Here is a 24,715-nt window from a genome sequence, read left to right on the forward strand (position 1 = left end):
TATTAAGCCTCCTCTTTAGCAGTCTGCGTACGCATAGCATGCATAGCACATTGTGCAGCTTGCTGCTCGGCTTCTTTTTTTGATTTCCCTCGACCAATCCCAAGCTCTTGTCCATTTAATAACACGCTCGATACAAATGTACGATTATGCGCAGGTCCCTTCTCATCGACAATTTCGTAATGAAGAAGGCCATTATTCGTTTGTTGCACCATTTCTTGTAACTGACTCTTGAAATCCATCACATGCGAAAAAGCACCGATTTCTACTTTTGGGAACACGATTCGTTCTAAAAATGTCACGACCGTTTGTAAATCCTGATCTAAATAAAGGGCTCCTACAAATGATTCAAATACATCTGCAAGTAGCGCTGGGCGTTCCCGACCACCTGTTAATTCCTCACCTTTTCCAAGTAACACAAAGCGACCAAAGCCTAATTCATTTGCAAAAATAACAAGTGACGGCTCACAAACAATTGACGCACGAAGTTTCGTTAATTCGCCTTCGCTCATATGTGGGTATTTCTCAAAGAGGTATTTAGAAACAGATAGTTCAAGTACAGCGTCACCTAAAAATTCAAGACGCTCATTATCCGTAAACAACTTACGGCGATGCTCATTCACATAAGATGAATGCGTGAATGCTTGATACAATAAATTTTTATTTAAAAATGTGATGTTCAATTCATGCTGTAACAGCTCGAATTGATTGCGTACTTTCTCAGGAAGTACGCCTGATTTCTGCATAGTTCCTTTTCTTTTCATAGCCATTGAACAATCTGCCTTCCTAATAGTTTCTACCGTCTTAGTGTACCTTTTTCAAGGCGTTTATGCAAAAGTATTTCCGTAAAAATGCAATGTTTTGGCAATTTTTTTGCAAATCGTTTCACAAAATGAAAAAAGGCACGTCCTGAGTTCGATAAACGAACCATTACGTACCCTTTTAAATTCGCCTCAGAGGCTTAATTTTATTCAGCTAGCTTTGACAGTTTATCGATTAATAACTGGGTCTGCACTCACTTCTGCACTTATAGAAGTGAGTGAGTGACTTACTGCTGAATAAAGTTAAAACAAAATTAGCTGATTTTACTTTCGATGTATGAAATTGCAGTACCAACCGTTGAGATTTTTTCAGCATCTTCATCAGAAATTTCCATATCGAATTCATCTTCAAGCTCCATAACAAGCTCAACTACGTCTAATGAGTCAGCACCTAAATCATCACGGAAAGAAGCTTCAAGTGTTACTTCGCTTTCTTCTACACCTAAACGGTCCACGATTACTTTTGTTACTCGTTCTAATACAGTAGTCAAATCTTTCACCTCCCCTCACATGATTATACAAAAAATTAAATTCTATGCCCATTACATATTATTACATCACCATGCCGCCGTCTATATGTAACGTCTGACCAGTCATATAGTTAGCATCGTCTGAAGCTAAAAAAATAACGGCCTTAGCAATATCTTCTGGCTGACCAAGCTTCGCTAAAGGAATTTGTGAAAGCATACCTCGTTTTAAATCTTCTGGTAGCTGTTCTGTCATTTCCGTTTCAATAAAGCCTGGTGCTATCGCATTCACTAATATATTTCGAGTTGCCAATTCTTTAGCAGTCGTTTTTGTCAAACCAATAACGCCTGCTTTGGCAGCTACATAATTGGCCTGCCCAGCATTTCCTGCTACACCAACAATGGATGAAATATTAATAATACGACCTGCACGTTGTTTCATCATTTGACGCGTTACCGCTTTTGTACAAAGGAAAACACCCTTTAGATTTGTGTTTAAAACATCGTCCCATTCGTTTTCTTTCATACGCATCAATAAATTATCACGTGTAATGCCCGCATTATTGACTAAAATATCGAGTGAACCAAACGTTTTCACTGCTGCATCCATTAACGCCGTCACTTCTTCAGCTTTTGAGACGCTTGCTTGCACTGCAATCGCCTCACCACCGTTCGCTTGAATGCTGGCAACAACTTCCTCTGCCTTTGCCTGGGAGCCACTATAATTAACGACTATTTTAGCTCCCTCTTCAGCAAGTTTCAACGCAATCGCACGTCCAATTCCTCGCGAAGCACCAGTTACAACTGCTACCTTACCTTGTAATTTAGGCATTGATTGTCCACTCCTTCGACGCTTCCAATAGTGCTTCTAATGATGCTTCATCATACACACATAATGTTGCTACAGATCGATCTATTTTTTTTACTAAACCGCTTAAAACTTTGCCCGGTCCACATTCGATAAATACGTCAACACCCTTAGCAATCAATTCACGAACAGACGCTTCCCACTGTACTGTGCTGTACACTTGCTCCACTAGTTCATGTTGAATCGCAGTGACATCTTGTAATTCATTCGCCCTAACGTTGCCGATTACCGGTATTTGTGGGGCTGATAGGACAATACCATCTAATGTCGCACGTAATTTTTCTGATGATGGTCGCATTAATTCTGAGTGGAACGGTCCACTCACTACTAAAGGTATCGCACGTTTAGCACCCGCTTCTTTCGCTGCTACAGATGCTTTTTCAACGCCTTCCTTTGTCCCAGAAATGACAATTTGACCCGGACAGTTAACATTCGCTACCTGTACTGCATCACCTGCCACTGTCACTTTTTCAGTTACTTCATGTAATGCATTCAGTTCCATGCCAAGAATAGCCGCCATTGCGCCTTGCCCTGCCGGCACTGCTTCGTTCATATATAAACCACGTTTGTGAACAACTGTTACCGCGTCCTCAAATGACAGCACCCCTGCAATCACTAATGCACCATATTCGCCCAGTGAGTGACCAGCTGCATAGTCTGGTGTAATTCCAGCTGCACGTAATTTCTCTGCCACCATCACACCTGTCGTTAAAAGGGCTGGCTGTGCATGATATGTCAACGTCAATTCCTCTGCAGGTCCCGCTAGCATTAACTTTGAGAGTTCAAATCCTAGAGCTTTGTCTGCATTTTCATAAAATGCTTTGCTGTCAGCCGCGTTCTCTACAAATTCTTGACCCATGCCAACTGTTTGAGAGCCTTGGCCTGGAAAAATAAATGCAATTTTCGTCATTTGTCATTAATCCCCTTTGTTAGTCAATTTCTAAGCGACGCACTGTGTCCGTAATTGTTGTGATGACAGTATGCTCTACCATCGTATTAGCTTGGCGAATCGCACTAAAGATTGCTCTCCCGTTCGACGAGCCATGTGCCTTAATAACAGGTGCTTGCAAGCCAAATAAACCTGCCCCACCATACTCTGTGTAATCCATTTTATTTTTTAAGTCACGTAAATTATTTTTCATTAGGACTGCTGAAATTTTTGTTTTTGTAGAAGACATAAAAGCCTCTTTTAACATCGTAAATAACGCACCTGCTGTTCCTTCGATCGATTTCAACACCATATTACCCGTAAAACCGTCTGTCACAACGACGTCTGCAACCCCTTCTAGTAAATCACGCGCTTCTACGTTACCAATAAAGTTCAAATCGGCTTCTTTTAGCAATTCAAAAGCTGCCTTCGTTAAATCATTGCCCTTTTTATCTTCTGTACCGATATTTAAAAGTCCAATACGCGGCTTTTGTAGCCCGCCTACCTTTTTAGCGTAAATATCGCCCATTATTGCATATTGCAATAAATGCTCAGGTCGTGCATCCGCATTTGCCCCTAAATCGAGCATCAAAAAGCCTTTGCCATCAAGCGTTGGTAATGTCGTTGCTAAAGCAGGTCGTGCAATTCCTTCTATACGCCCAACTTTAAATAAGCCACCTGCCATTAAAGCACCCGTATTGCCAGCCGATAGACAAGCATCTGCCTTTCCTTCCTCCACAGCATCCATCATTCGTGCCATTGATGAGTCCTTTTTACGTCGAACAGCACGTGCAGGGTCGTCTGTACCTCCTACCACTTCTTCACAATGGACAACCGTTAATCGATCATTCATTTTTAAAAACGGAGCAAGCTTTTCTTGCTGTCCATATAGTTGAATTTCCAAATTTGGAATTTGATCTAATGCTAATAAAGCACCTTCCACAACTGATTTTGGTGCGTTGTCGCCACCCATTCCATCAAGCGCTAATTTCATTGTTGTTCACCTTTACCTTTCGTGCGGTACATATCAAATTCGCCAACAAAGACTGTTTCACCGTTAACAGTAGATAGTACCTCCACTTTCGTACGATGATGTTCGTCATCTCGTCCGACAACTACAGCCTTCGTAATAACACGATCTCCAGCTTTCACAGGTTTCACAAATGTGATATTGGCGTGCACTGTCAAGGCCAGTTCATCATCAATAACCGCTACCGCTAATGAGTTTGCCTGTGCAAATAAATGATGCCCACGTGCGATGCCATTGCGCTGAAAAACATGTTCTTCTTTTACGTCAAAAATAGATAATGCACGACTATCTAATTCAATATCAATAATTTCACCGATTACTTCATCAATCGGCAAAGATTTCACTTCATTTTCATAGGTTTTCGAAGCCACATCTTTAATTCGCTCGCGTAATTCTGGAATCGCTAATTCCATACGATCTAAACGAATCGTTTGGACACTTACCTGAAACTCCGATGCTAGCTGTTCATCTGTGACGAATGGATTTTCCGCAATCGTTTCAGATAATAATCGCTGCCGCTCTTTTTTCGTTCGTCTCAACGTCATTCGCCACCTTTTTAGTTGTTATTAGCACTTGGTACTAATATCAGTATATAGAGTATAAAAAAAGAATGCAAGACCTGTTTTCAAAAACAAGTACTTGCATCCCTCTCAATCAAATCGTTCACCTTGTAAAACACCTGACTCTTCTAACATTCGACGTAAATATTTATACATCTCATCCTGCCAAAATGCCTCACTTTCAATCATTTTCGTTGCATCTTTCCGTGCGGTTTCTAGTGTTCTATAGTCATGCACTAAATCTGCTACTTTAAAATCAGGCAAGCCACTTTGTTTACGCCCAAAGAAATCTCCTGGTCCACGTAGTTCCAAGTCTTTTTCAGCCAATCGGAAACCATCATTTGTTTCTGTCATCGACTGCATTCGCTCTTTACCTTCATCTGATTTTGGATCAGCAATAAGGACACAATACGACTGATGTTCGCCACGACCAACACGACCACGTAGCTGATGTAATTGAGCTAAACCGAAACGCTCAGCGTCGTAAACAACCATAAACGTAGCATTTGGTACATTAACACCTACTTCAACGACCGTAGTAGAGACAAGCACTTGAATTTCATTTTCACTAAAGGAGCGCATTACCGCATCTTTTTCATCTGCCGGCAAACGACCGTGCATTAAACCGACTTTATGACGCCCATTAAAATACGATGCAAGTTGCTCATATATGTCCACTGCATTTTGTACGTCGAGCTTGTCGGATTCCTCTATAAGCGGACAAATGGCATATGCTTGTCTCCCCGCCGCTAGTTCTAACTCTAATTTCGATAATACCGAACTAAGTTGTTCTTTTTTCATCCAATGTGTTTCGATTTGTTTACGCCCCGCAGGCATTTCATCAATCATCGACACGTCCATTTCACCAAACGCCGTAATCGCAAGTGTTCGTGGAATAGGAGTAGCTGTCATAAAAAGCACATCAGGATTTTCCCCTTTATCACGTAAAATCCTACGTTGCTCAACTCCAAAACGATGCTGTTCATCCGTTATGACAAAGCCTAGTCTTTGAAAAGCAACATCCGGCTGAATCAGTGCATGCGTACCAATTAAAATATCTATGTCACCATTTTCCAGTGCTTCTAAAAGCAGGCGGCGTGCTTTCGTTTTTGTCGAACCTGATAACAAAGCTACCCTTACACCAAAGGGCTCGAACCACGCTATTAAATTTTCAGCGTGTTGCTCAGCTAAAATTTCCGTGGGTGCCATTAACGCCCCTTGAAAGCCAGCTGTGACAGCTGCATATAAACATATAGCCGCAACAACTGTCTTCCCTGATCCTACGTCTCCTTGAAGCAAGCGGTTCATACGATGTGGTTCTTTTAAATCTTTGCAAATTTCATTGACAACCCTTTTTTGTGCACCTGTTAATTCATACGGCAATGAATCAATAAATTTGCGCACCTTTTGCAAATCAAATCGAATCACCGTACCACGCCCATTATCCTTACGTATTTTACGCAATGCCTGAATACGCAGCTGAAAATTTAATAATTCCTCGTAAGCAAAGCGTCTTCTAGCTTGCTTTGCATGTTGGGCATCCAGTGGAAAATGAATGCCTTCCAGCCCCTCACGCATTGATACAAGCTTATACGACACTTGTAAATGTTCTGGAACCGCATCAGGTAGTTCTGCGCCATATTCATCAAGCACCTGACGCATATATTTACGAAAACGTTTTTGTGGTATCAAACCTTTCAGACTATATACCGGTTCAAAATCTACTTGATCCGTCTTCGGACCAAAAGTGACGGTCGTTCCATTAATAACTTGTCTACCCCGATCCCATTTTCCTGTTACTGTAATGATAGAACCTGGTACAAGTTTTTGTTTTAAATAGTTTTGGTTAAAAAAAACAACTTTCACTAAATGACGCCCCGCTAGTACCGTCACTTGCAAACGGGATTTATTTCGCCCTAAGAACAGCACAGTCGGCTCACGTTCCACTTTACATTCAACAGTGACACGCTCATTATGTGGCGTCTGCGTTAAGTCTTTTAAACGGAAATCCTCATGTCGATGTGGAAATGTCCACAATAAATCTGATATTGTCTCGATGCCTAATGCTTCTAGATGCGCTGCTGTTTCTTTCCCGACTCCCTTTAAATCGGAGACAGGACTGATTAATTCAGTCACCTTGCACGACAGCTCCTCCGAATATCTTCGCTGCGAGTGCCTTCCCTGTTGGTGTTGCCGCTAGGCCCCCACGCGCGGTTTCTTTTAAATTTGGACTCATCGACAAGCCGATACGATACATTGCTCCTATTACTTCATCACAAGGGATACGACTAGTGACACCAGCAAGTGCCATATCTGCAGCAACAAGTGAGTTAGCTGCTCCCATCGCGTTACGCTTTACACAGGGTACTTCTACTAATCCCGCTACTGGATCGCACACCAATCCAAGCATATTTTTGAGCGTAATAGCAAATCCTTCAGCACATTGCTGTGGTGTACCACCCGCCATCTCCACAATAGCTGCAGCGGCCATACCTGCCGCTGAACCAACTTCAGCCTGACAGCCGCCTTCCGCACCTGAAATAGAAGCATTATTTGCTACAACGAAACCAAAAGCCCCTGATGTAAATAAATAACGAATCATTTGCTCACGTGTCGGGTTTAGCTTATTTTTTACAGCAAATAATGTACCTGGTACAACCCCTGCTGAGCCAGCTGTCGGTGTTGCACAAATTGTACCCATCGCCGCATTTACTTCATTTGTTGCAACCGCTTTACTAACTGCGTCTAATAATAAATCCCCAGACAGCGATTTCCCTTGTGCAATATAATTTTGAAGCAGCACTGCGTCTCCACCAGTCAAACCTGTCACAGACTGTACACCTTTTAAGCCACGCTCAACCGCTTCCTCCATAACTGTTAAATTACGATCCATCTGCTGCATGATTTCTTCACGTGTCCGTCCACTTATTAACATTTCTTGCTCTATCATCAGTTCTGAAATTGATTTACCTTCTTGTTCTGCACGCGCAACAAGCTCGCGTACATTGTGAAACAATACGTCCATATCGTCACGCCTCCTTAGTTATTAATTTTCGACACTTTCGTAATATATGGAATTAACGAAATCTGCTGTAATATTTTATCTTCAATGTTTTGATCGACCTCAATCACCATTAGGGCCGTTAAGCCGCGCTCAATACGTGAAACCTCCATATGACCGATGTTCACATCATGCATAGCTAAGCAGTTTGCAACATTTGCAATACAGCCGGCGCGATCGTCATGCACAACAAGGATGGCCGGCATTCCACCAGTTAAACGTAGTTTGAAGCCATTAACCTCACTGACTTCAATTTTACCACCGCCAATTGAAATTCCAACTACCGACATCTCCCCCTCATCATCTCCAATGACGAGCCGAGCTGTATTCGGATGTTCTGTATTTGCTGTTTCTGGGATGAATTCGAATTCTAATCCCGCTTTTTCTGCATCTGCAAACGCTGTTTTAATACGTTCATCAAATGTATCATAATTTAATAAGCCTCCAATTAGCGCTACATCTGTCCCATGCCCTCTATACGTTTCAGCAAAAGAACCATACAAATGAATCTTTGCCCATTTTGGCTGTCGTCCAAATAAATCTCGTGCAACTCTTCCAATACGCGCTGCACCTGCTGTATGAGAGGAGGAAGGCCCAATCATTACTGGTCCAATAATATCAAAAACTGATGTAAATTTCATACAAGCACCCCTCTATTCTATTCATATAATAATATTTATTTTTACTTATATCATGCTTGATAGTTACTATAAAAGTAAAGTGATACTTTATCAACTTTCAGAAAATTAACACTACTATAATTTTCTCTTTAAAAACCATCCTCTATTTTTGTCTTTCATTGAAATACACTCTTTTTCAAAAGTCAACAAACTAGTATTCGCAAAAAAACGTCCTCTGCATACGTACATTCAACCAACTATTTCTTACTATTTCGGTGATAATATTATATTTAATATCCCGTTACCATAAACAAAAGCAGTACACGACTTGTGCACTGCTTCGCCTGTAAATTTCAAGGTTACTGTTAACTATTCTACCGAAATAATATATGGATATAATCCTTGTTTGCCATTAAATAGCTCAACTTCTACATCCTGATAGCTTTCTTCGATAAATTTAACTAATGACGCTGCGTTTTCTTCTGTCGTATCCTCACCATAAATGATTGTCACGATTTCAGCATCTTCATCAACTAAATCAGCGATAACTTTCTCAGCAGCATCTTTTAATGCTGGTGTTGATAGCACAATTTTTCCTTCTGCTAGTGCCATGAAATCGTCTTTATGAATTTCTACGCCATCAATTGACGTATCACGAACAGCATAAGTTACTTGTCCTGTTTTCACATTAGCTAAAGCATCTGTCATTGTCGCTTGATTCACTGCAATAGCCGCTTCTGGATTAAATGCTAAAATTGCAGCCATCCCTTGAGGAATAGTTTTTGTCGGTACAACCGCTGCTTCAATATCAAGAAGCTCTACAGCTTGTTCCGCTGCCATCACAATATTTTTGTTGTTCGGTAAAATCAGCACTTTTTCTGCACCAATTTCTTTTACAGCTTTTACAATATCCTCAGTTGAAGGGTTCATTGTTTGCCCGCCTTCAATGACATAAGAAGCACCGATTGAACGAAGTAATTCGGCAACGCCTTCTCCCATTGCAATCGTCACGATTGCATATGGATATTTTTCAACTTTTTTTGTTGGGGCAGATGCTTTATGGTCTTCACCAACAATTGCTGAATGTTGCTCACGCATATTGTCGACTTTAATTTTAATTAGACTACCATATTTTTGACCCATAGCTAAAACTGTACCTGGTTGTTCAGAGTGAATATGCACTTTTGCAATTTCCTCATCTGAAATGACAAGTAGTGAATCACCTAGTGGATTCAATTCATTACGGAATTGTTCCTCACTAAACGGCTCTTTCCCTTCTTCTAAACGCACCATAATTTCTGTACAGTAGCCAAACTCAATATCCGCAGTATTCATGAAGTCTTGTGCTCTGTGATGTTCTGCATTGATTAAATCATCCAGTGTAGCATCATTTTTCTTAGGTAGTGGTTCACCTTTCAATGAAGCTAAGAAACCTTCGTAAACAAATAGTAAGCCTTGCCCACCACTATCTACAACGCCTACTTCCTTCAATACTGGAAGTAGATCCGGCGTGCGTTCCAGCGAAGCCTTCGCTTCCGCAGTGAAAGCCTCCATCACAGCGATGATATCGTTTTCAGTTTCCGCTACTTCGACACCTTTTTTTGCAGCTTCGCGCGCAACAGTCAAAATTGTACCTTCAACTGGCTTCATAACCGCTTTATAGGCTGTATCAACACCTGCTTGGAAGGCATTTGCAAAACCTTTAGCATTGATTGTAGCTTCTTTTTCAATAAATTTACCAAAGCCACGGAAAAGCTGAGATAAGATAACCCCAGAATTCCCACGTGCACCCATAAGTAAGCCTTTTGATAAAGCTTGTGCCGTTTTCCCGATATTTTCTGATGCTTGAAATTCCGTTTCTTTTGCCCCAGATGTCATCGATAAGTTCATGTTTGTTCCTGTATCACCATCTGGTACTGGGAATACATTTAATGAATCTACATAATTTGCATTTTGGAATAGATGATGTGCTCCCATTTGCACCATCTCTGCAAATTTTAATCCGTCTAATGACTGCATTCGATTTTGTTCCTCCTCTTACACATTCGCTACACGAACGCCCTGCACAAAAATATTGACAGATTTCACGCTCATACCTAATGTTTTATCAACTGTATATTTCACTTTCGATTGTACTTGATAAGCAACTTCCGAAATCTTCGTCCCGTAACTAACAATAATGTACATATCAATATGTAAATCTTCGTCTTGTTGTCGAATAACAACACCTTTAGCAAAGTTCTCTTTACGTAAAATATCAGTTAGACCATCACGAACTTGATGTTTAGATGCCATGCCAACAATACCGTAGCATTCTATAGCAGCGCCACCAGCAATTTGTGCAAGTACATCCGTCGAAATATCAATTTGGCCGAATTCGTTATTTAATTCAATTGACATAGAAGTGCCCCCTTGGCTCTTTTTGACTAAGCTATATTGTACCACTTTGGATATACATTAAGCAACCTACGAAGCCCCTAAAGCGCATCGTATCAACGTTTCCAGCTTTATAAAGGAAAAATTATACAGGTAGACATAGTTCTCCTTCGAAAACGACTGTTTTTACATGAAAATGGTTGCGGTTGTTTTGCTTCACAGTATACAGCGCTTGATCGGCAATTTCGCAACAGGTATGAATATGTTGTAAATTTAAAACTTTGGCATGGCACATCCCTATACTGACTGTTACGACATCAGCTATTGGTGAATGTTCATGACGAATTTTTAAGTTACGCACTTCCTCTAGAATCTCTTCACAGACATGTTCTGCAAAACGCTGTGCATGTTGGCTGACGATGACAAACTCTTCTCCTCCCCATCGTGCTGCAAATGCATTATACTTTATTGCAATTTCATCCAAAAGACCAGCAACTTTAATCAATGCTGCATCCCCATGCAAGTGACCGTAATAATCGTTAAAATTTTTAAAAAAGTCAATATCAATAATCATAAATGTTAGTGCTTTCGGTTTATTATGTTGCTGCACAATCTGTTCCAATTTGTTATCAAAAGCACGACGATTGGGTAAGTTTGTTAAGGAATCACGAAGTGCTTGTTCTGTAAGTTCACTATTTTTTTCTGCTAATAATTTCGAAAGTTGCTGTGATTTTGTCATTTCTTCAGCCAACAATATATGCTCCTTTATAAACTGCTTTTGCATTTTATTGATACGATATTGAATGATTAAGCCTATCGGTACAATTAGAGACATTGGTAGCATCACTTTAATACTTTCCCCCGTCATCCCTACATTCAAAAAAGCGCTTAATACTATAATTGGAACAGTTATTAAAACTGCCCAAATCATTTTACGCAATGATACTGCAAATACGGTACAAATAACTAGAAAAAACACTTCATATAGAGCTGCATGATTAAAGTAAAAAACATCCATTACCGTAATACCCGTTATCAATAAAATTGTCATATAGAGATAGCCTATTAAGATATATTCATATTTACGAATATTTATAGAACTAACATGTATTCTTTTATCTTTTACAAATAGTAAGACAGCTAAATTTATATAAAACATTACTGTGTGAATCGCGATGTAGGTTGGTACCATCACTCTTTCCTCTTTTGAGAAAAAGACCTCTCCAAAATGAATAAACGTTATGATAGCTGAGATATACATCAAAGTCCAAGCTACTGTTCGCATTCGTTTCAAATTCAATTGGATCATTTCTTTTCGTAAAGATAGAGCTAGATTTTCTTGATTTTCCATAATATCGATTTCTCTATATTTATCGTCTAAGTAGTGAATAGCAACAGCCTTCTTCCCGATCTTTCTTTAAACATTCTAGATAAAATGACAATAATAGATTATATTTTATAGCTATATTTAAAAGAACTAAAAATAGAATTGATTCTATTTGTTGATAGTGACAACCTAACTGTCTTATGGTCTCTGAAGAAAAAATATACTAATGGTTCTATCTATTCAAGTTGAGAAATTCACGCTTTAGGATACTCATTCTAATTCGATCAACAACTTATTACTTATTTCCATAAAATAAATTATCCTGTTAATCGAAATAAATGTAAAGATATGAAATGGAGTACAAAAAAAGCCGGTACTTTTAGCACCAGCTTTCTCTCGATATGTCACATATTAAATTAGGCTCTTTATAAGTGTGTCAATCATGACGGGCATTTCCTTAAATGCACTGTCAACATGTAGTCGCTCTGTTTTCTGATGTGCATCTTTTCCAAAAGGACCGACATTCAACACGGGACCTTTTAACGCTGTCATTGCTTCAAATGGGATACTGTACGTATCACCCCAAACAGGCGTATTTCGCTCAAATGCTCCCCAATCATTTTCATCATCTGCATAGTTGACATAGCTTAAATCACAAATACCATTAAAATAATGAATTTGTTCTATCTCAATGTTAAACGATTTTGCTGTTTCTTTCATCAATTCGATAGATTTAATAATAAGAGCATTATCAGATGAATTGATAGCAGGATAGTAGGGTGGTGCATATAACAAAACTGTTGCAGGCGTTAGTTCTTGGCATCGAATCATGAGTTGATCTACAATGCGAATAGATTTCTCACGATCATCCCAAGCATTATTCTTAAGTACTTTTTGTTTTATGCACTGCACTTCTTCAACACCTAATTTATTGACTGCATGCTCTAAAAGCGTCTCGTAACGAAGCACTTTCACTTCCCCAACACCCTTTACTCGCTCACGTTCACAAATTTCTTTGTAATGCATATTACAAGCGGCCATCGCTTCCTTTGCTACATGTTCAAAGATCTCCATCACCTCAGACGCTGTACGTTTCATTAAAAAAACATTGAAAAGAGCCGCAGCTCGATAGGGTGTTTGTGTGGAATATTCCATTTTCAGGTCCTTTAATTGTAAGGATACTGGCAATGGTGTACTTTCGCCAAGATCTGTTTCACGGAAAATAGGGTTCCATTCCATATACTGAGTCATATATGAAGCAATGTAATTCGCCGTCATTCCTTTTAAAGGTTCGCCTACATGAGTCTCTTTTCCATAGAACAAAGCAGCTGGCATTATTTTACCAATAGTTCCGGAATAGATATACTCATTTATATCCGATGGACCTTGTGAAAAAGAAGGTTCACTATTTAAAAATAATTTATAGGTTAAGCCATGCTGCTCACGTAACCTTACAAGTTCAACAACTGCTGCACGCATACCAGCAGAGTTTACTTCCTCATCCGGTACAGCTGTTAATATCAGATTAATTGGCCATTGCTCAATACATGCCTTTTCAAGTAATTGCATATGTAGGGCAAGCCCCATTTTCATATCCATCGTCCCACGGCCAAATAAATAATTCCCCGACTCCAAGTCGATTCTCGCCGCTTCAGGTAAGTCTTTCTTATATTTTGGTTCCATTAGCTTTTTTGTCAACTCTTCAGGATAAAAAGCAAAAGGCTCTAATTCGCCATACTCTTCCGTATGAACAGTGTCGAAATGACTGATGAGTACAACTGTTTCAGTTGCAGTCGGATGTTTGTACAATGCTGTTACAGCATTTCGCCCAAGGCCGGCATCATGTAACTCAATTTGATTTGGATTTTCCTTAAAGTAAGAAAGCGTTTGCAACATAGTTTTTAATTTGTAGGCAAATTCATTTTCACCTGCAGTTAATGTTCTACTTTCCCAGCTCACAATTTCGCATAATAACGCACGAAGTTTTTCAGGTGTATTCCATAAGTAGTTGTTCATCATAATTCCCCTTTATCCAATACATATATTTCTTTGTTCGGAGCCATACATTTTTATGGTAAATCAAGTGACTCCTCATTTTTTAAATCAAAGTCAGAAGAGGCTGTATTCGTTTTACTCAATTTAAATTTATAGAAAAGTAAACAAGCTATAAAAAATCCAATGCCGTAAAGCAAACCAATTCGTTGCGTTGGATCGAATGCCAAAAATACAAGAATTAGTACACAAAAGCTAATACAAAATAAAGGAATCAGAGGATAAAAAGGTGTTTTAAATTTCAAGTCTGCCACCTTTCCTCCGGCTTTCACATAACGATAGCGGAACATTAATTGCGATGTGGCAATACCCATCCATGAAATCGTCACCGCAATTCCTGCAATCGACATGAGTAAAACAAATACCGCATCTGCTTCCATCACACTCGTTAATAAAGATAAAAGGGAGAACAGCATCGTGAAAATAAGCGCATTTAATGGCACTTTATTTTTAGTTAGCCGCCCAAATAATTTCGGTGCCATTCCCTCTTTTGACATCGACCAAAGTAAACGTGTAGAAGCATAGAGACACGAATTACCAACTGATAAAATTGCTGTCAATATGACAAAGTTCATAATGCCACCTGCATAAGGCACACCTGCTATCTTCATCAAAGTCACGAAAGGACTTTCTAGTAGTCCAAGTTCAGATGCTGGAAAGATTGCAGATAATACGATAATGGAAGCGATATAGAATACGATAATTCTAAAAAGAATTGTACGTATTGCCCTTGGGATATTCTTTTCTGGATTTTCAGTTTCTCCAGCCGCAATTCCTACTAGCTCTGATCCTTGATAAGAGAAAATAACATTCATCATAGTCACAAATATAATGGCGATCCCTGCTGGGAATAACCCCGTTGGAGCTAAGTTCGTTAAATGAGGTGTTGGACGATCCGCCAACGGGATTAAGCCGATTATAGCTGCTGCACCGATAACAATAAAAGCTATAACCGCAACGACTTTGATACTCGCAAACCAAAACTCTGCTTCTGCAAAACCTTTAGTCGTAAGGGCATTTAATACAAATAAAAGCACCATGAAAACAGCACACCAAATCCAAATGGGGATATCAGGAAACCAATGTTGCATCAATATCCCCGCTGCGGTAAATTCCACCCCCGCTGTGGCTGCAGATCCAACAAAGTACATCCATCCTAAGGAAAAACCTGCCGCTGGATTTATAAAACGTGTTGCATATGTTTGGAAAGAACCGGTTACTGGCATATACACAGCCAATTCTCCCAGACAATTCATTACCATGTATAATATGAAACCACCAAACAAATAACCAATTAATGCCCCGCCAGGACCTGCTTGGTTGATTGTATAACCAACATTTAAAAATAAACCAGTTCCAATAACTCCGCCAAGTGATAGCATTAATAAATGACGACTTTTCATAGAACGGTTCAATAAATTATTTTGTTGTTCCCCTTTACTCACCGTACATCCCCTCTTTCATATTCCTCACCCTATCAAAATATCAAATATTCAGATATCTAAAACAATAAGCACCCAATCAATTTTCCCCTACAAATTGATTGGGCTTTAGCTTGTTTAATACCTAGAGAAAATTAAAAACGTAATGATAAGCAACTTAATCCGCCATCGTGTTTTCTGAACTCAGACATTTCAAGTTCAATTGTTTTATAGCCTAATTCATTCAGCTTACGATTCGTTTCTGGATAGCCAGATGGAAGAATAACATAATCGTTAACTTGAATACAATTTGCTGAATACTCATCTTCTTTTGGAATCACAATTTTCTCATACGATTCGAATGCCGGATGATCGACAAATTCTCCAGCAAGCACCATACGATTTTCACCAACGTATGCGATACCCGTTTTTAAATGGAAGAATTCTTTTAAAGGAATTATCGTTGCTTCATAGCCTTCTTTTTCAACGATTTCCTTGAATTGACGCGCCCCTTCTTCATTGGTACGGTCAGAAATACCAACATAAAATTTCTTTTCTGCTTGCAATACATCTCCACCATCGAGTGTGCCTGGTGCTTCGAGATAGTATAATTTGTTATAGAACTTTTTCACTGCTGGTTCCATCTCTTCAATTTCACGATTACGTGCTTCTGCACCTGGATTAGAAATAATAGCAAATTCAGCCGTCAATACTGCTGTATCCTCTACAAAAGTAGAATCCGGAAATGCTTCATTTGCTGGAAGTAGTGTTACCTCTACCCCACAATTTTTTAAAGCTTCAATATATTTTTCATGCTGTTCAAATAATTGCTCAATGATTGGTTTTCCAAGATCACTCGTTGTTAAACCGTTAATATAACTATTACCTGGTGTTTTTACAATGACATTATTAAACATAATAAATCTCTCCTTTTTTATCCTCTAATTACCGGACAAGTTAGACATGTTGGTCCACCTGTTCCTTTTACAGAAATTTCTTCACCCTTATATTCATAAACTGTAACGCCAGCATCCAACAATTGTTTTTTTGTAGAAGGGTTGCCGTTTGGAATAACGCATACTCTCGGTGCAAGTGCTAACACATTACAGCCTAGAGTGTCATATTCCTCTTTAGGCACTTCAATGAGTTGTATACCCTTTTCGATAATGAGCTGACGGAAAAATACTGGCATTAATCGTGAATGGACGACAGCCAAATCCTTGTCCACCATACTGATAAATGACATCAGATGTAGACATTCTGCTTCCCCTAAATCGTGTGGTAACTGCACGACAATAAATTCGTCAACAAAATCAGCTGTCATTTCTTTTAATTGACGAATTGCTTCATCATTCGTGCGATAGCCACGTCCAACAACAAGTGTACGGTCATCAAGCCACACAATATCCCCACCATCTGAAACTGCTTGTCCCGTTAATTCCCCGATAACAGGGATACCCTGTTCTTCTAAGAAAGCTTTATAAGCAGCTGCTTCTGGTTGTCTTAATTTCTTTCCAGATTTTAAAATGATGGCACCCTGTGGTGTGAATTTTACAGGGTCATGAGCGTACAGTGAATCCAACCCTACATCATTTGAAACTGGTAAATAATCAATTTTTCCAACATATTTTTCGAGAATTGCCATGAACTCAGCATATTCACTTAAAGCCTCACTAAAACTAGGCTCTGATATGTAGTTAAATGTTTGCCATTCACCGCTAAGATACTCTTGGCTTTTGAAAGCCTCTTTTGGATGTTTTACAATAACGTGTTTTAAAGGTGCATACATTGAAGAACAATAATGCATTCCCTTCACCCCTTTTCCGTATAGTGGAAAACGTTTCCGTTTAGAGGAAAGTTTATAAGAAAAATATATGTGTTTTATGTTATACTGTCAATATATTTAGAAAAATTTTTATTTTCTATTTGTTTGAATTCGAAGCTCAACCATTATGTAGCTAGACGTAGATAGAGATTAAAAATAAAATAGGATTAGAGGAGGTGGTACAAAATATGCAATTATTAGAACGGGCAATGACAATCGCTAAGGTTTTAGCTTCTGAAACAACTGAAAATAGTCTGTCCATATCTGAGCTTGCAACTAAAGTTGATTTACCTCTTAGTACACTACATAGAATTTTAAAAGCGATGATTCAACAGGGAATGATTGAACAAGACGAACAAACGAAGCAATATCGGCTTGGCACAATATGGATGGAGTTTGGTTTACAAGTGTATGATACGATGGATTATATCAGCAAAATAAGACCAGAATTAGAACGTTTATCACGAGAGGTAGAGGAGAGCGTTTATTTAAGTAAACCGGCGGGAACAGATACAATTATTATCGAACGCATTGACAGTGCAGCAAATCCAATTCGAATTTATGATCAGCTTGGTATCCGAATACCTATGCATATTGGTGCAGCAAATAAAGCGATATTGGCTTCTATGACTGCTTCACAGGCAAGTGAAATAATTAGTCAACTAGTTCCTAATGACAATATTGCTGAATTTTATACGCAGCTAGAACAAGTAAAGAAGCAAGGGTTTGCAATAAGCCATGGAGAGCGCACAGCAGGAACATCTTCTGTCGCAGTGGCGGTTTTAAATGGCTTTGGAGAAGTAGTAGGAGCTGTAAGCATCGGCTTTGTTAACTTCAACGTGACTGCGGAACATACGCAAATTCTGACTGAACGACTATTGGAAACAGGTAAGCGTGTGTCGATGAAGCTCGGTTACCGGGCGAGGTAACTAGTTGTAAAAAAATACAGATTATTAGCTACAGTTGAATTCATAACTGCCTACAAAAAATCGATTTCGTATTAAGCGAAATCGATTTTTTATAGAGCAAGTACCTATCCCTAATTAGGAGATGTAGTCTGCTTTCAATATGCTGTACATTTCTAAATCTACTATCCCCTTACCGGACCAAACAGAAGCTTGTCTCAGTAAACCCTCTTTCAAAAAACCATTTTTTAAGAGCACTTTTTTGGAAACTTCATTTGCAGGCATGACCTCTGCTTGAATTCTGTTGATCTTAACTTCTTCAAACAAAAAATTGACTATTATCCGAACGGCTTCAGTGGCAAATCCCTTTCCCCAATAATCCTCAGCTAAAAAGTAACCAATCGTCACCATGTTCACTTTTTGGTTAACATCCATAGTCTCAATGATTCCCACTAATGTATTGTCTTGATCTTTGTGAAAAATCCCCCACTTCACTCTACTTTTTTTCTGATAATCCCTCTCAAAACGACCAATCATTTTGCTAACTGTTTGGATGTTATGTTTGGGAATAATTCCACAATACTGAAATACGTGTTTATTATCATAAATTACATAAAGTTCCTGTAAATGTATTTCTTCTATTTTTTTTAATATTAGCTGTTGTGATTGTAAAACTGGAAACTTCATAAAAATTTTTTCTAAATTCATTTTATCGTCTCCTTGACTATTCCGTAATAGGTATATAAATCTTCATGTTTAGTTCATTTGGAAAATGAGAATTTACCTTCGATAAAGTCAATTGATTTTTGTATTCTCTCAAAGTAATCCATCTCTCAACGCCTCTTCTATTTCATATTTTATCAGCTAGTCAAAAGATTTTTTGATAATTCATGCTAATTTTTACTTGAATCATATCCTCTCTTTCTAGGTAAAAAAATTGCCTGTAAAGGTTTTTTTCTTGAAAGGTTATGTGAAAACTGTTGCACTGTGCGCCTTCGTATGTTAAATTATTATGGTATGTGAAATACCGAACTGAAATAATAATCTTTCAGCATCATCTGTAAGGAGGGAATACAACATGCCAAAACAATGTGTAATCACTGGACGTAAAGCTCGTACTGGTAACAACCGTTCCCACGCTATGAACGCTAGCAAACGTACTTGGGGCGCTAACCTTCAAAAAGTTCGTATCCTAGTAGACGGTAAACCAAAACGTGTATGGGTTTCTGCTCGTGCATTAAAATCAGGTAAAATCGAGCGCGTATAATCGCCGCTTATAAAAAATCGATTCGCATTAAATGCAAATCGATTTTTTTCTTTCTTCTTTAATTTGGCAAACTACCAATCGCCTCTTTATAGCTTAAAACAGTAAAAATCCGACTAGTATTAGTCGGATTTTTTGACTTTCTTGTCTTTTTTAAAAAGGTTGATGCACGTACGCGTAATGCTACTCACAAATTTCGGTAGTTGGAACGTATATACTTTCAGAGCCATCTCCCCCTCGCACTAATCTATGCTTCTTATCATTAAACATATGCCTTGCGAGAAAGATATAGACCCTGAAGCTCCTATAATTTCATTACTTGTAAAACGGGATGAGCCGAGTGAAATTTGTTCATTCGTCGTTTCATATTTAACATGTCTTAATGTAACATCCTCAACCGGCTGCTCATGTGCGAAAAAAGACAAATAACGATACTGCTTATGTGCTAGAATTGTGTGCGTGCCTGGCACCAAGAACTGCAATAGATTTGCATGATTGATGATTTTCAGTATGACATGAGGATGTTCTATCTGCAAACGATATATTGAACGCACAGCTGCTTCATAGTGATCGAGACGTCCACCTGTAACTCCTGTTAACACAATATCTGTTGGCCCATAAGTTAGAGCCTTTAACAGGGCTAAATCAGTATCTGTTTCATTTTTTTCCTCATGGAAGCGCTGTGCATCATTTGTATGCTCCCTGACATAGTCATATTCTACTTGTGATAATGAATCAAAATCCCCAACGATTGCATGTGGCGTAATCCCTTGCTCAATTAAATACAGTGCACCTCGGTCTGCCCCAATAAATAATACATCTTTTCGTTCTTTAAATGGTTCAAAGGAACAGAGCTCCTCCTTTGGACCACCTGCACAAACGACAACAGTTGTCATTCTTTCATCGCAGCCTCACCAGCAGCTAATATTTCCTGTAGAGCCGCTGTACGATCCTCTTTGCTATAAATGGCTGAACCTGCTACAAAAATTGTTGCACCTGCTTTTGCACAAGGGACAATTGTTTCCGCATTAATGCCACCATCTATTTCAATAGCAATGTTTAGGTTTCGCTCTTTAATAATATTGGCTAATGCTTCTACTTTAGGCACAACAGAGTGAATGAATTTTTGACCACCAAAACCAGGATTCACTGTCATAAATAACACCATATCAATATCTTCTAAAATGTGCTGAATAGATTCAATTGGTGTATGCGGATTTAGCACTACACCAGGCTTTACACCATATGAACGAATTAATTGAATCGTCCGGTGTAAATGGCGACAAGCTTCTACATGCACCGTAATATAGTCCGCTCCAGCTTTCGCAAACTGTTCAATATATTGATCTGGATTTTCAATCATTAAATGCACATCGAGTGGTAAATTTGTTAAAGGACGAATTGCATCTAACACGATGGAACCGAATGAAATATTCGGCACAAAATGACCGTCCATAACGTCAATATGAATAAGCTTTGCACCTGCTTGTTCTACTGCCTTTACTTCATCTCCTAATTTAGCAAAGTTTGCTGCTAAAATTGATGGTGCGATTTGTATCATCATTAATACCTCGGCTTTCGATCCATAATTTCTTGTATAAATTGTTCATAATGCTTGTAGCGATAGTCACGGATTTGTCCTGCATCTACTGCTGCCTTCACCGCACACTTCGGTTCCTTCAAATGGAGACAGCCTCTAAATTTACAGTCGTCTGCAATTCGAGCCATTTCCGGAAAACATATACCTAACTCTTCTTTTTCAATATCATCAAAGTCAAAGGAACTAAAACCAGGTGTATCCGCTAATAAACCGTCACACACCTCTATTAGTTCAACATGACGCGTTGTATGCTTCCCACGTCCTAAGCTTTGCGATATAATACCCGTTTTTAAGTTCAGATCAGGAATCAGTGTATTGAGTAGGGTAGATTTCCCCACACCTGATTGCCCTGCTAATACAGATGTTTTTCCCTTTAAAATAGGTTGTAAACGTGCCACTAATTCTTCCTCATCTTTGTAGGTCTGTAACACGGTATAGCCCATACGTTCATAATCTTCTATATACCCCTGTAATTCCGCACGTTCGTCATCTGCTAGCAAATCCATCTTTGTTAGACAAATAATTGGATACACTTGGAATGACTCTAGAACAACTAGAAATCGATCCAATAATATTGTATTAAAATTCGGTTCTTTTACAGAAAATACTAAAATTCCTTGGTCAATATTTGCAATTGGTGGACGAACAAGCTCATTTTGTCTATCCATAATTTTTTGAATAGTACCATCTGATCCTGCTGTCTCTACCGAATATTCTACAATGTCACCAACAAGTGGGGATTCTCCACGGTTTCGAAACACCCCACGTCCACGACATTGAATAAGCTGTTTTCCATCAAATACATAATAATAACCACTTAATGCTTTACGAATTTGGCCTTGCGCCATCCAATTCCCCCTTAGTTTACATCATCATAGTCTTTTTTTTCTTCAGCAATGATTTTCGAATCACGAAGAATTTTATACGCTGCTTCTTCGCCTTCCTCAATCACAAGCTGTATCTTGTATTCCCTGTCACTGTTAATAAAAAATTCCTCCAAAGGCTTTGCCATTGAATGATTTTTATCTTGTATTTCGATTCTTATTAACTGCTCCATACCTTCTTCTGTTGGTTCATAAGGAATTAACACTGTTGTCACAAAAGTTTTTACAGGCTTCTCTTCAGGTCCCTTACTTAACACAACAGCAATCGTATCACCTTCTACAAGGTTGCTACCTGCTACTGGTTTTTGCGAAATCACAAGTCCTTTCGCTATTGTTGGTGAATACTCTTCACGCTCTATTCGCCATTTTAAGCCTACAGAATTTACATAGTTATCTAAATCTGTTCTCGAGTATCCCACTACACTCCGAACTGAAATTGGTTTTTTACCCTGGCTCACAGTAAAAACGACGTTTGTTTCATTTGGAACAATTTCAGAATTTGCTACCGGATCCTGGTCTATAATACGGCCTGGTTCTTCAGCTGAATGCACATAATCTATTCGAACATCCATAAATTTGTCTTTTACCACAGCTTGAACTTGATCAATTTTTTGACCTATATAATTTTCCATTGGTGATTTTGCCACACCTATACTAACGATTAGATCAATTTCAGTATCTTTCACACGCAGCGTGCCCTCTGCAGGATCCGTTTCAATTACTTTGTCTTTTTCGATTTCTTCTGAGTTTCGTTCCTGTTGCTCGCCAATAACAAAGCCATACTTTTCTAATTCCTTTTTAGCTTCTTCAACAGTCATATTGGCCACATCAGGTACAGCTATTTTTTTCGGACTAAATAAATCCGTAGCGAATAATACGAACAGGAATATAACAACTGCTGTCAATAGAAGTCCGCCCACAATAAATGGCCACTTTTTCTTTGTCTTTGGCTTAACAGGCTTTACTTTATCCACTGGCTTTTTTGCTACTGGTATCGTTTGAGTGATGGGCTCCATCGCCCTTGTTTTTGTTAAATCCTCGTCTTTCCGAATAAATTGTTCTTTTATAATCGGAATAGCCTTTGTAATATCATTATCGATAGGTGCCTTAAACTTTGGCTCATTGATTCTTGTTGGGGCCAAAATTGTCTCTAAGTCTTCCTGCATTTCTTCTACAGTTGCATATCGATGCGATGCATCTTTGGCTGTAGCCTTCAATACAACATTCTCTAAACTTTGTGGAATTGTAGCATCAGAAGCGCGAACTGAAGGTGTCTCTGTTTGCAAATGCTTAAGTGCAATGGAAACAGCAGATTCCCCTGAAAATGGCAATTCCCCAGTTAATAATTCATACAAAACAATGCCCAGCGCATAAATATCAGATTTGTTCGTTGCTGTCCCGCCACGTGCCTGCTCTGGAGATAAATAATGCACCGTTCCAAGCACAGAATTTGTTTGTGTAAAGGATGTTGCACTTAGCGTCATAGCTATTCCAAAATCCGTTATTTTCACATTACCTTCCGCATCCATTAAGATGTTTTGTGGCTTTATATCACGATGAATAATGTGATTTTCATGGGCATTGGCAATGGCTGATGTCAGTTCCTTCATTATATGCACACATCTAGCTGGAGAAATCGGTGCAAATTCCTGTATGTACTGCTTTAATGTCTTCCCTTCGACATACTCCATGACAATATAATGTAGATCTCCGTCATCACCTACATCATAAATACTCACAATATTCGGATGTGTAAGACTTGTAACAGAAAGCGCCTCACGCTGAAAACGTCGATGTAATTCATCCTCATTGGTAAAATCATAGCGTAATACCTTAATTGCTACATCACGATTTAAAATCATATCATGGGCCAAATACACATTGGACATGCCTCCGCCACCAATGAGTTTCAAAATTTTATAGCGATCACTAATTCGTTTTCCTACAAGCATACTTACACCTCCTCATCTTGCCTTGTGAGTAATACGAGGGAGATATTGTCTTCCCCCCCGCTAGCATTTGCCAGTTCCACAAGTTTTCGTCCTTTTTCTTCCATTAAATCTGGATAAGTAATAATAGATGCCATTTCATACACTGAAAGTTTATTACTTAAACCGTCAGAGCAAACGAGTAAATACGATTCTGGTGCTAAATCAACTTCATAAAAGTCTGGCTCAATAGTTTCCTCAGTCCCAACAGCTTTCAAGATGAAATTTTTCTTCGGATGCGTCATCGCTTCCTCTTCACTTATTTCACCATTTTCTACCAAAACATTAACATATGAGTGATCTCTTGTTATTTGTTGTGCGCCATCATCAAAGAAATAATACACACGACTATCACCAACATGTGCAATGAAGCAATGATAGCCTTCAATTAACACAGCAATAAACGTTGTCCCCATTCCTTTACAGTCTTCATGTGATAGAGAATAGTCATAGATATTTGTATTTAACAGCTTAACTGCCTGTAATAACCATTCTCTTTTTGTTGTTGTTGATGCAAAATGATGTGACTCTGCCTGTAAAAAAACGGTTTCCATCTGTTTCATTGCCATATCACTCGCGACATCGCCAGCATTATGACCACCCATGCCATCCGCTACAAGTGCTAGTGCTAGCCCATCTGGACGTTTAAAAAATGCAGCACGGTCTTCATTAATTGATCGTTTTAACCCAATATCACTTTGGACTGTGTATTTCATCACTG

25 protein-coding genes are annotated in these 24,715 nt (G+C 38.9%); 2 read left to right on the forward strand and 23 right to left on the reverse strand.

The window, feature by feature from the left end; all coding sequences use genetic code 11:
* Nucleotides 1-2: 2 nt before the first annotated feature.
* The 16 genes from rnc to ACQKII_RS00490 form a co-directional block, all read right to left on the reverse strand.
* The gene (rnc, locus tag ACQKII_RS00415; RefSeq protein WP_427455260.1) at nt 3-767 is read right to left on the reverse strand and encodes a ribonuclease III; all 765 of its coding nucleotides are present in this window, start codon (nt 765-767) and stop codon (nt 3-5) included.
* A gap of 305 nt (nt 768-1,072) precedes the next feature.
* On the reverse strand, nt 1,073-1,309 hold the full coding sequence (acpP, locus tag ACQKII_RS00420) for an acyl carrier protein (RefSeq protein WP_010858413.1): 237 nt from the start codon (nt 1,307-1,309) through the stop codon (nt 1,073-1,075).
* Between the two features lie 61 nt (nt 1,310-1,370).
* Nucleotides 1,371-2,117, reverse strand: a complete 747-nt coding sequence (gene fabG / locus ACQKII_RS00425) for a 3-oxoacyl-[acyl-carrier-protein] reductase (protein WP_427455262.1) — start codon at nt 2,115-2,117, stop codon at nt 1,371-1,373.
* The gene (fabD, locus tag ACQKII_RS00430) at nt 2,110-3,063 is read right to left on the reverse strand and encodes an ACP S-malonyltransferase (RefSeq protein WP_427455264.1); all 954 of its coding nucleotides are present in this window, start codon (nt 3,061-3,063) and stop codon (nt 2,110-2,112) included. Before fabD ends, fabG begins: the two co-directional genes overlap by 8 nt.
* Before the next feature lie 19 nt (nt 3,064-3,082).
* Nucleotides 3,083-4,075: a phosphate acyltransferase PlsX gene (gene plsX / locus ACQKII_RS00435; protein ID WP_427455266.1), complete on the reverse strand. Its 993-nt coding sequence runs from the start codon at nt 4,073-4,075 to the stop codon at nt 3,083-3,085.
* Entirely contained in the window at nt 4,072-4,650 is a 579-nt protein-coding gene (gene fapR, locus ACQKII_RS00440; protein ID WP_427455268.1) for a transcription factor FapR, read from the reverse strand. Before fapR ends, plsX begins: the two co-directional genes overlap by 4 nt.
* Nucleotides 4,651-4,761: 111 nt before the next feature.
* Complete coding sequence (gene recG, locus ACQKII_RS00445; protein WP_427455271.1) at nt 4,762-6,807, reverse strand: ATP-dependent DNA helicase RecG; 2,046 nt, start codon at nt 6,805-6,807, stop codon at nt 4,762-4,764.
* The gene (sdaAA, locus tag ACQKII_RS00450; RefSeq protein ID WP_427455273.1) at nt 6,800-7,696 is read right to left on the reverse strand and encodes an L-serine ammonia-lyase, iron-sulfur-dependent, subunit alpha; all 897 of its coding nucleotides are present in this window, start codon (nt 7,694-7,696) and stop codon (nt 6,800-6,802) included. Before sdaAA ends, recG begins: the two co-directional genes overlap by 8 nt.
* A gap of 14 nt (nt 7,697-7,710) precedes the next feature.
* The gene (gene sdaAB / locus ACQKII_RS00455) at nt 7,711-8,373 is read right to left on the reverse strand and encodes an L-serine ammonia-lyase, iron-sulfur-dependent subunit beta (RefSeq protein WP_427455275.1); all 663 of its coding nucleotides are present in this window, start codon (nt 8,371-8,373) and stop codon (nt 7,711-7,713) included.
* Between the two features lie 348 nt (nt 8,374-8,721).
* A complete protein-coding gene (locus ACQKII_RS00460) occupies nt 8,722-10,371 on the reverse strand; it encodes a DAK2 domain-containing protein (protein WP_427455277.1) in 1,650 nt (549 codons plus the stop codon).
* Nucleotides 10,372-10,389: 18 nt separating this feature from the next.
* Complete coding sequence (locus tag ACQKII_RS00465; protein WP_427455279.1) at nt 10,390-10,752, reverse strand: Asp23/Gls24 family envelope stress response protein; 363 nt, start codon at nt 10,750-10,752, stop codon at nt 10,390-10,392.
* 121 nt (nt 10,753-10,873) lie between these two features.
* Complete coding sequence (locus ACQKII_RS00470) at nt 10,874-12,079, reverse strand: diguanylate cyclase (RefSeq protein ID WP_427455281.1); 1,206 nt, start codon at nt 12,077-12,079, stop codon at nt 10,874-10,876.
* Between the two features lie 387 nt (nt 12,080-12,466).
* The gene (locus ACQKII_RS00475) at nt 12,467-14,071 is read right to left on the reverse strand and encodes a M20/M25/M40 family metallo-hydrolase (RefSeq protein WP_427455293.1); all 1,605 of its coding nucleotides are present in this window, start codon (nt 14,069-14,071) and stop codon (nt 12,467-12,469) included.
* A gap of 53 nt (nt 14,072-14,124) precedes the next feature.
* Nucleotides 14,125-15,510 carry an amino acid permease gene (locus tag ACQKII_RS00480; protein WP_427455900.1) on the reverse strand — a complete coding sequence of 462 codons (1,386 nt, stop codon included), beginning with the start codon at nt 15,508-15,510 and terminating at the stop codon, nt 14,125-14,127.
* Between the two features lie 173 nt (nt 15,511-15,683).
* A complete protein-coding gene (locus tag ACQKII_RS00485) occupies nt 15,684-16,445 on the reverse strand; it encodes a dimethylarginine dimethylaminohydrolase family protein (protein ID WP_427455295.1) in 762 nt (253 codons plus the stop codon).
* A 17-nt stretch (nt 16,446-16,462) separates the two neighbouring features.
* Entirely contained in the window at nt 16,463-17,335 is an 873-nt protein-coding gene (locus ACQKII_RS00490) for a dimethylarginine dimethylaminohydrolase family protein (protein WP_427455297.1), read from the reverse strand.
* Nucleotides 17,336-17,541: 206 nt separating this feature from the next.
* On the opposite strand from ACQKII_RS00490, the gene ACQKII_RS00495 reads away from it, so the two are divergent.
* Nucleotides 17,542-18,282, forward strand: a complete 741-nt coding sequence (locus ACQKII_RS00495) for an IclR family transcriptional regulator (RefSeq protein WP_427455299.1) — start codon at nt 17,542-17,544, stop codon at nt 18,280-18,282.
* Nucleotides 18,283-18,396: 114 nt separating this feature from the next.
* On the opposite strand, the gene ACQKII_RS00500 is transcribed toward ACQKII_RS00495, so the two are convergent.
* Entirely contained in the window at nt 18,397-18,966 is a 570-nt protein-coding gene (locus ACQKII_RS00500) for a GNAT family N-acetyltransferase (RefSeq protein WP_427455301.1), read from the reverse strand.
* A gap of 370 nt (nt 18,967-19,336) precedes the next feature.
* Here ACQKII_RS00500 and rpmB point away from each other — a divergent pair, with 370 nt between their 5' ends.
* Nucleotides 19,337-19,525 (forward strand): 50S ribosomal protein L28, encoded by a 189-nt coding sequence (gene rpmB / locus ACQKII_RS00505; protein WP_049668398.1) that lies wholly within the window; start codon nt 19,337-19,339, stop codon nt 19,523-19,525.
* A gap of 119 nt (nt 19,526-19,644) precedes the next feature.
* Here rpmB and spoVM read toward each other — a convergent pair whose 3' ends face one another.
* The 6 genes from spoVM to ACQKII_RS00535 are packed head-to-tail and all read right to left on the reverse strand — an operon-like array spanning nt 19,645 to nt 24,710.
* On the reverse strand, nt 19,645-19,752 hold the full coding sequence (spoVM, locus tag ACQKII_RS00510; protein WP_230491827.1) for a stage V sporulation protein SpoVM: 108 nt from the start codon (nt 19,750-19,752) through the stop codon (nt 19,645-19,647).
* A 12-nt stretch (nt 19,753-19,764) separates the two neighbouring features.
* Complete coding sequence (locus ACQKII_RS00515) at nt 19,765-20,418, reverse strand: thiamine diphosphokinase (RefSeq protein ID WP_427455302.1); 654 nt, start codon at nt 20,416-20,418, stop codon at nt 19,765-19,767.
* Nucleotides 20,415-21,083 (reverse strand): ribulose-phosphate 3-epimerase, encoded by a 669-nt coding sequence (gene rpe / locus ACQKII_RS00520; RefSeq protein ID WP_427455902.1) that lies wholly within the window; start codon nt 21,081-21,083, stop codon nt 20,415-20,417. Before rpe ends, ACQKII_RS00515 begins: the two co-directional genes overlap by 4 nt.
* A 2-nt stretch (nt 21,084-21,085) precedes the next feature.
* Entirely contained in the window at nt 21,086-21,970 is an 885-nt protein-coding gene (rsgA, locus tag ACQKII_RS00525) for a ribosome small subunit-dependent GTPase A (protein WP_427455304.1), read from the reverse strand.
* Between the two features lie 11 nt (nt 21,971-21,981).
* Nucleotides 21,982-23,958, reverse strand: a complete 1,977-nt coding sequence (gene pknB / locus ACQKII_RS00530; protein WP_427455306.1) for a Stk1 family PASTA domain-containing Ser/Thr kinase — start codon at nt 23,956-23,958, stop codon at nt 21,982-21,984.
* 2 nt (nt 23,959-23,960) lie between these two features.
* The gene (locus tag ACQKII_RS00535) at nt 23,961-24,710 is read right to left on the reverse strand and encodes a Stp1/IreP family PP2C-type Ser/Thr phosphatase (RefSeq protein WP_427455904.1); all 750 of its coding nucleotides are present in this window, start codon (nt 24,708-24,710) and stop codon (nt 23,961-23,963) included.
* Between the last annotated feature and the right edge of the window lie 5 nt (nt 24,711-24,715).

This window comes from Lysinibacillus sp. NPDC048646, assembly GCF_050272295.1.
In the GTDB taxonomy this organism is placed as follows: Bacteria; Bacillota; Bacilli; order Bacillales_A; family Planococcaceae; genus Lysinibacillus.

Excerpts from the sequence above, each read along its gene's own strand:
- rpe (WP_427455902.1), bottom strand. The coding sequence starts at position 21,083 with ATGATACAAATCGCACCATCAATTTTAGCAGCAAACTTTGCTAAATTA.
- ACQKII_RS00515 (WP_427455302.1), bottom strand. The coding sequence starts at position 20,418 with ATGACAACTGTTGTCGTTTGTGCAGGTGGTCCAAAGGAGGAGCTCTGT.
- pknB (WP_427455306.1), bottom strand. The coding sequence starts at position 23,958 with ATGCTTGTAGGAAAACGAATTAGTGATCGCTATAAAATTTTGAAACTC.
- sdaAA (WP_427455273.1), bottom strand. The coding sequence starts at position 7,696 with ATGGACGTATTGTTTCACAATGTACGCGAGCTTGTTGCGCGTGCAGAA.
- ACQKII_RS00480 (WP_427455900.1), bottom strand. The coding sequence starts at position 15,510 with ATGAAAAGTCGTCATTTATTAATGCTATCACTTGGCGGAGTTATTGGA.
- ACQKII_RS00495 (WP_427455299.1), top strand. The coding sequence starts at position 17,542 with ATGCAATTATTAGAACGGGCAATGACAATCGCTAAGGTTTTAGCTTCT.
- ACQKII_RS00460 (WP_427455277.1), bottom strand. The coding sequence starts at position 10,371 with ATGCAGTCATTAGACGGATTAAAATTTGCAGAGATGGTGCAAATGGGA.
- fabD (WP_427455264.1), bottom strand. The coding sequence starts at position 3,063 with ATGACGAAAATTGCATTTATTTTTCCAGGCCAAGGCTCTCAAACAGTT.
- ACQKII_RS00470 (WP_427455281.1), bottom strand. The coding sequence starts at position 12,079 with ATGGAAAATCAAGAAAATCTAGCTCTATCTTTACGAAAAGAAATGATC.
- ACQKII_RS00535 (WP_427455904.1), bottom strand. The coding sequence starts at position 24,710 with ATGAAATACACAGTCCAAAGTGATATTGGGTTAAAACGATCAATTAAT.
- ACQKII_RS00490 (WP_427455297.1), bottom strand. The coding sequence starts at position 17,335 with ATGCATTATTGTTCTTCAATGTATGCACCTTTAAAACACGTTATTGTA.
- spoVM (WP_230491827.1), bottom strand. The coding sequence starts at position 19,752 with ATGGCTCTGAAAGTATATACGTTCCAACTACCGAAATTTGTGAGTAGC.
- plsX (WP_427455266.1), bottom strand. The coding sequence starts at position 4,075 with ATGAAATTAGCGCTTGATGGAATGGGTGGCGACAACGCACCAAAATCA.
- rpmB (WP_049668398.1), top strand. The coding sequence starts at position 19,337 with ATGCCAAAACAATGTGTAATCACTGGACGTAAAGCTCGTACTGGTAAC.
- rsgA (WP_427455304.1), bottom strand. The coding sequence starts at position 21,970 with ATGGCGCAAGGCCAAATTCGTAAAGCATTAAGTGGTTATTATTATGTA.
- fabG (WP_427455262.1), bottom strand. The coding sequence starts at position 2,117 with ATGCCTAAATTACAAGGTAAGGTAGCAGTTGTAACTGGTGCTTCGCGA.
- sdaAB (WP_427455275.1), bottom strand. The coding sequence starts at position 8,373 with ATGAAATTTACATCAGTTTTTGATATTATTGGACCAGTAATGATTGGG.
- ACQKII_RS00485 (WP_427455295.1), bottom strand. The coding sequence starts at position 16,445 with ATGTTTAATAATGTCATTGTAAAAACACCAGGTAATAGTTATATTAAC.
- ACQKII_RS00475 (WP_427455293.1), bottom strand. The coding sequence starts at position 14,071 with ATGAACAACTACTTATGGAATACACCTGAAAAACTTCGTGCGTTATTA.
- ACQKII_RS00465 (WP_427455279.1), bottom strand. The coding sequence starts at position 10,752 with ATGTCAATTGAATTAAATAACGAATTCGGCCAAATTGATATTTCGACG.
- rnc (WP_427455260.1), bottom strand. The coding sequence starts at position 767 with ATGGCTATGAAAAGAAAAGGAACTATGCAGAAATCAGGCGTACTTCCT.
- ACQKII_RS00500 (WP_427455301.1), bottom strand. The coding sequence starts at position 18,966 with ATGAATTTAGAAAAAATTTTTATGAAGTTTCCAGTTTTACAATCACAA.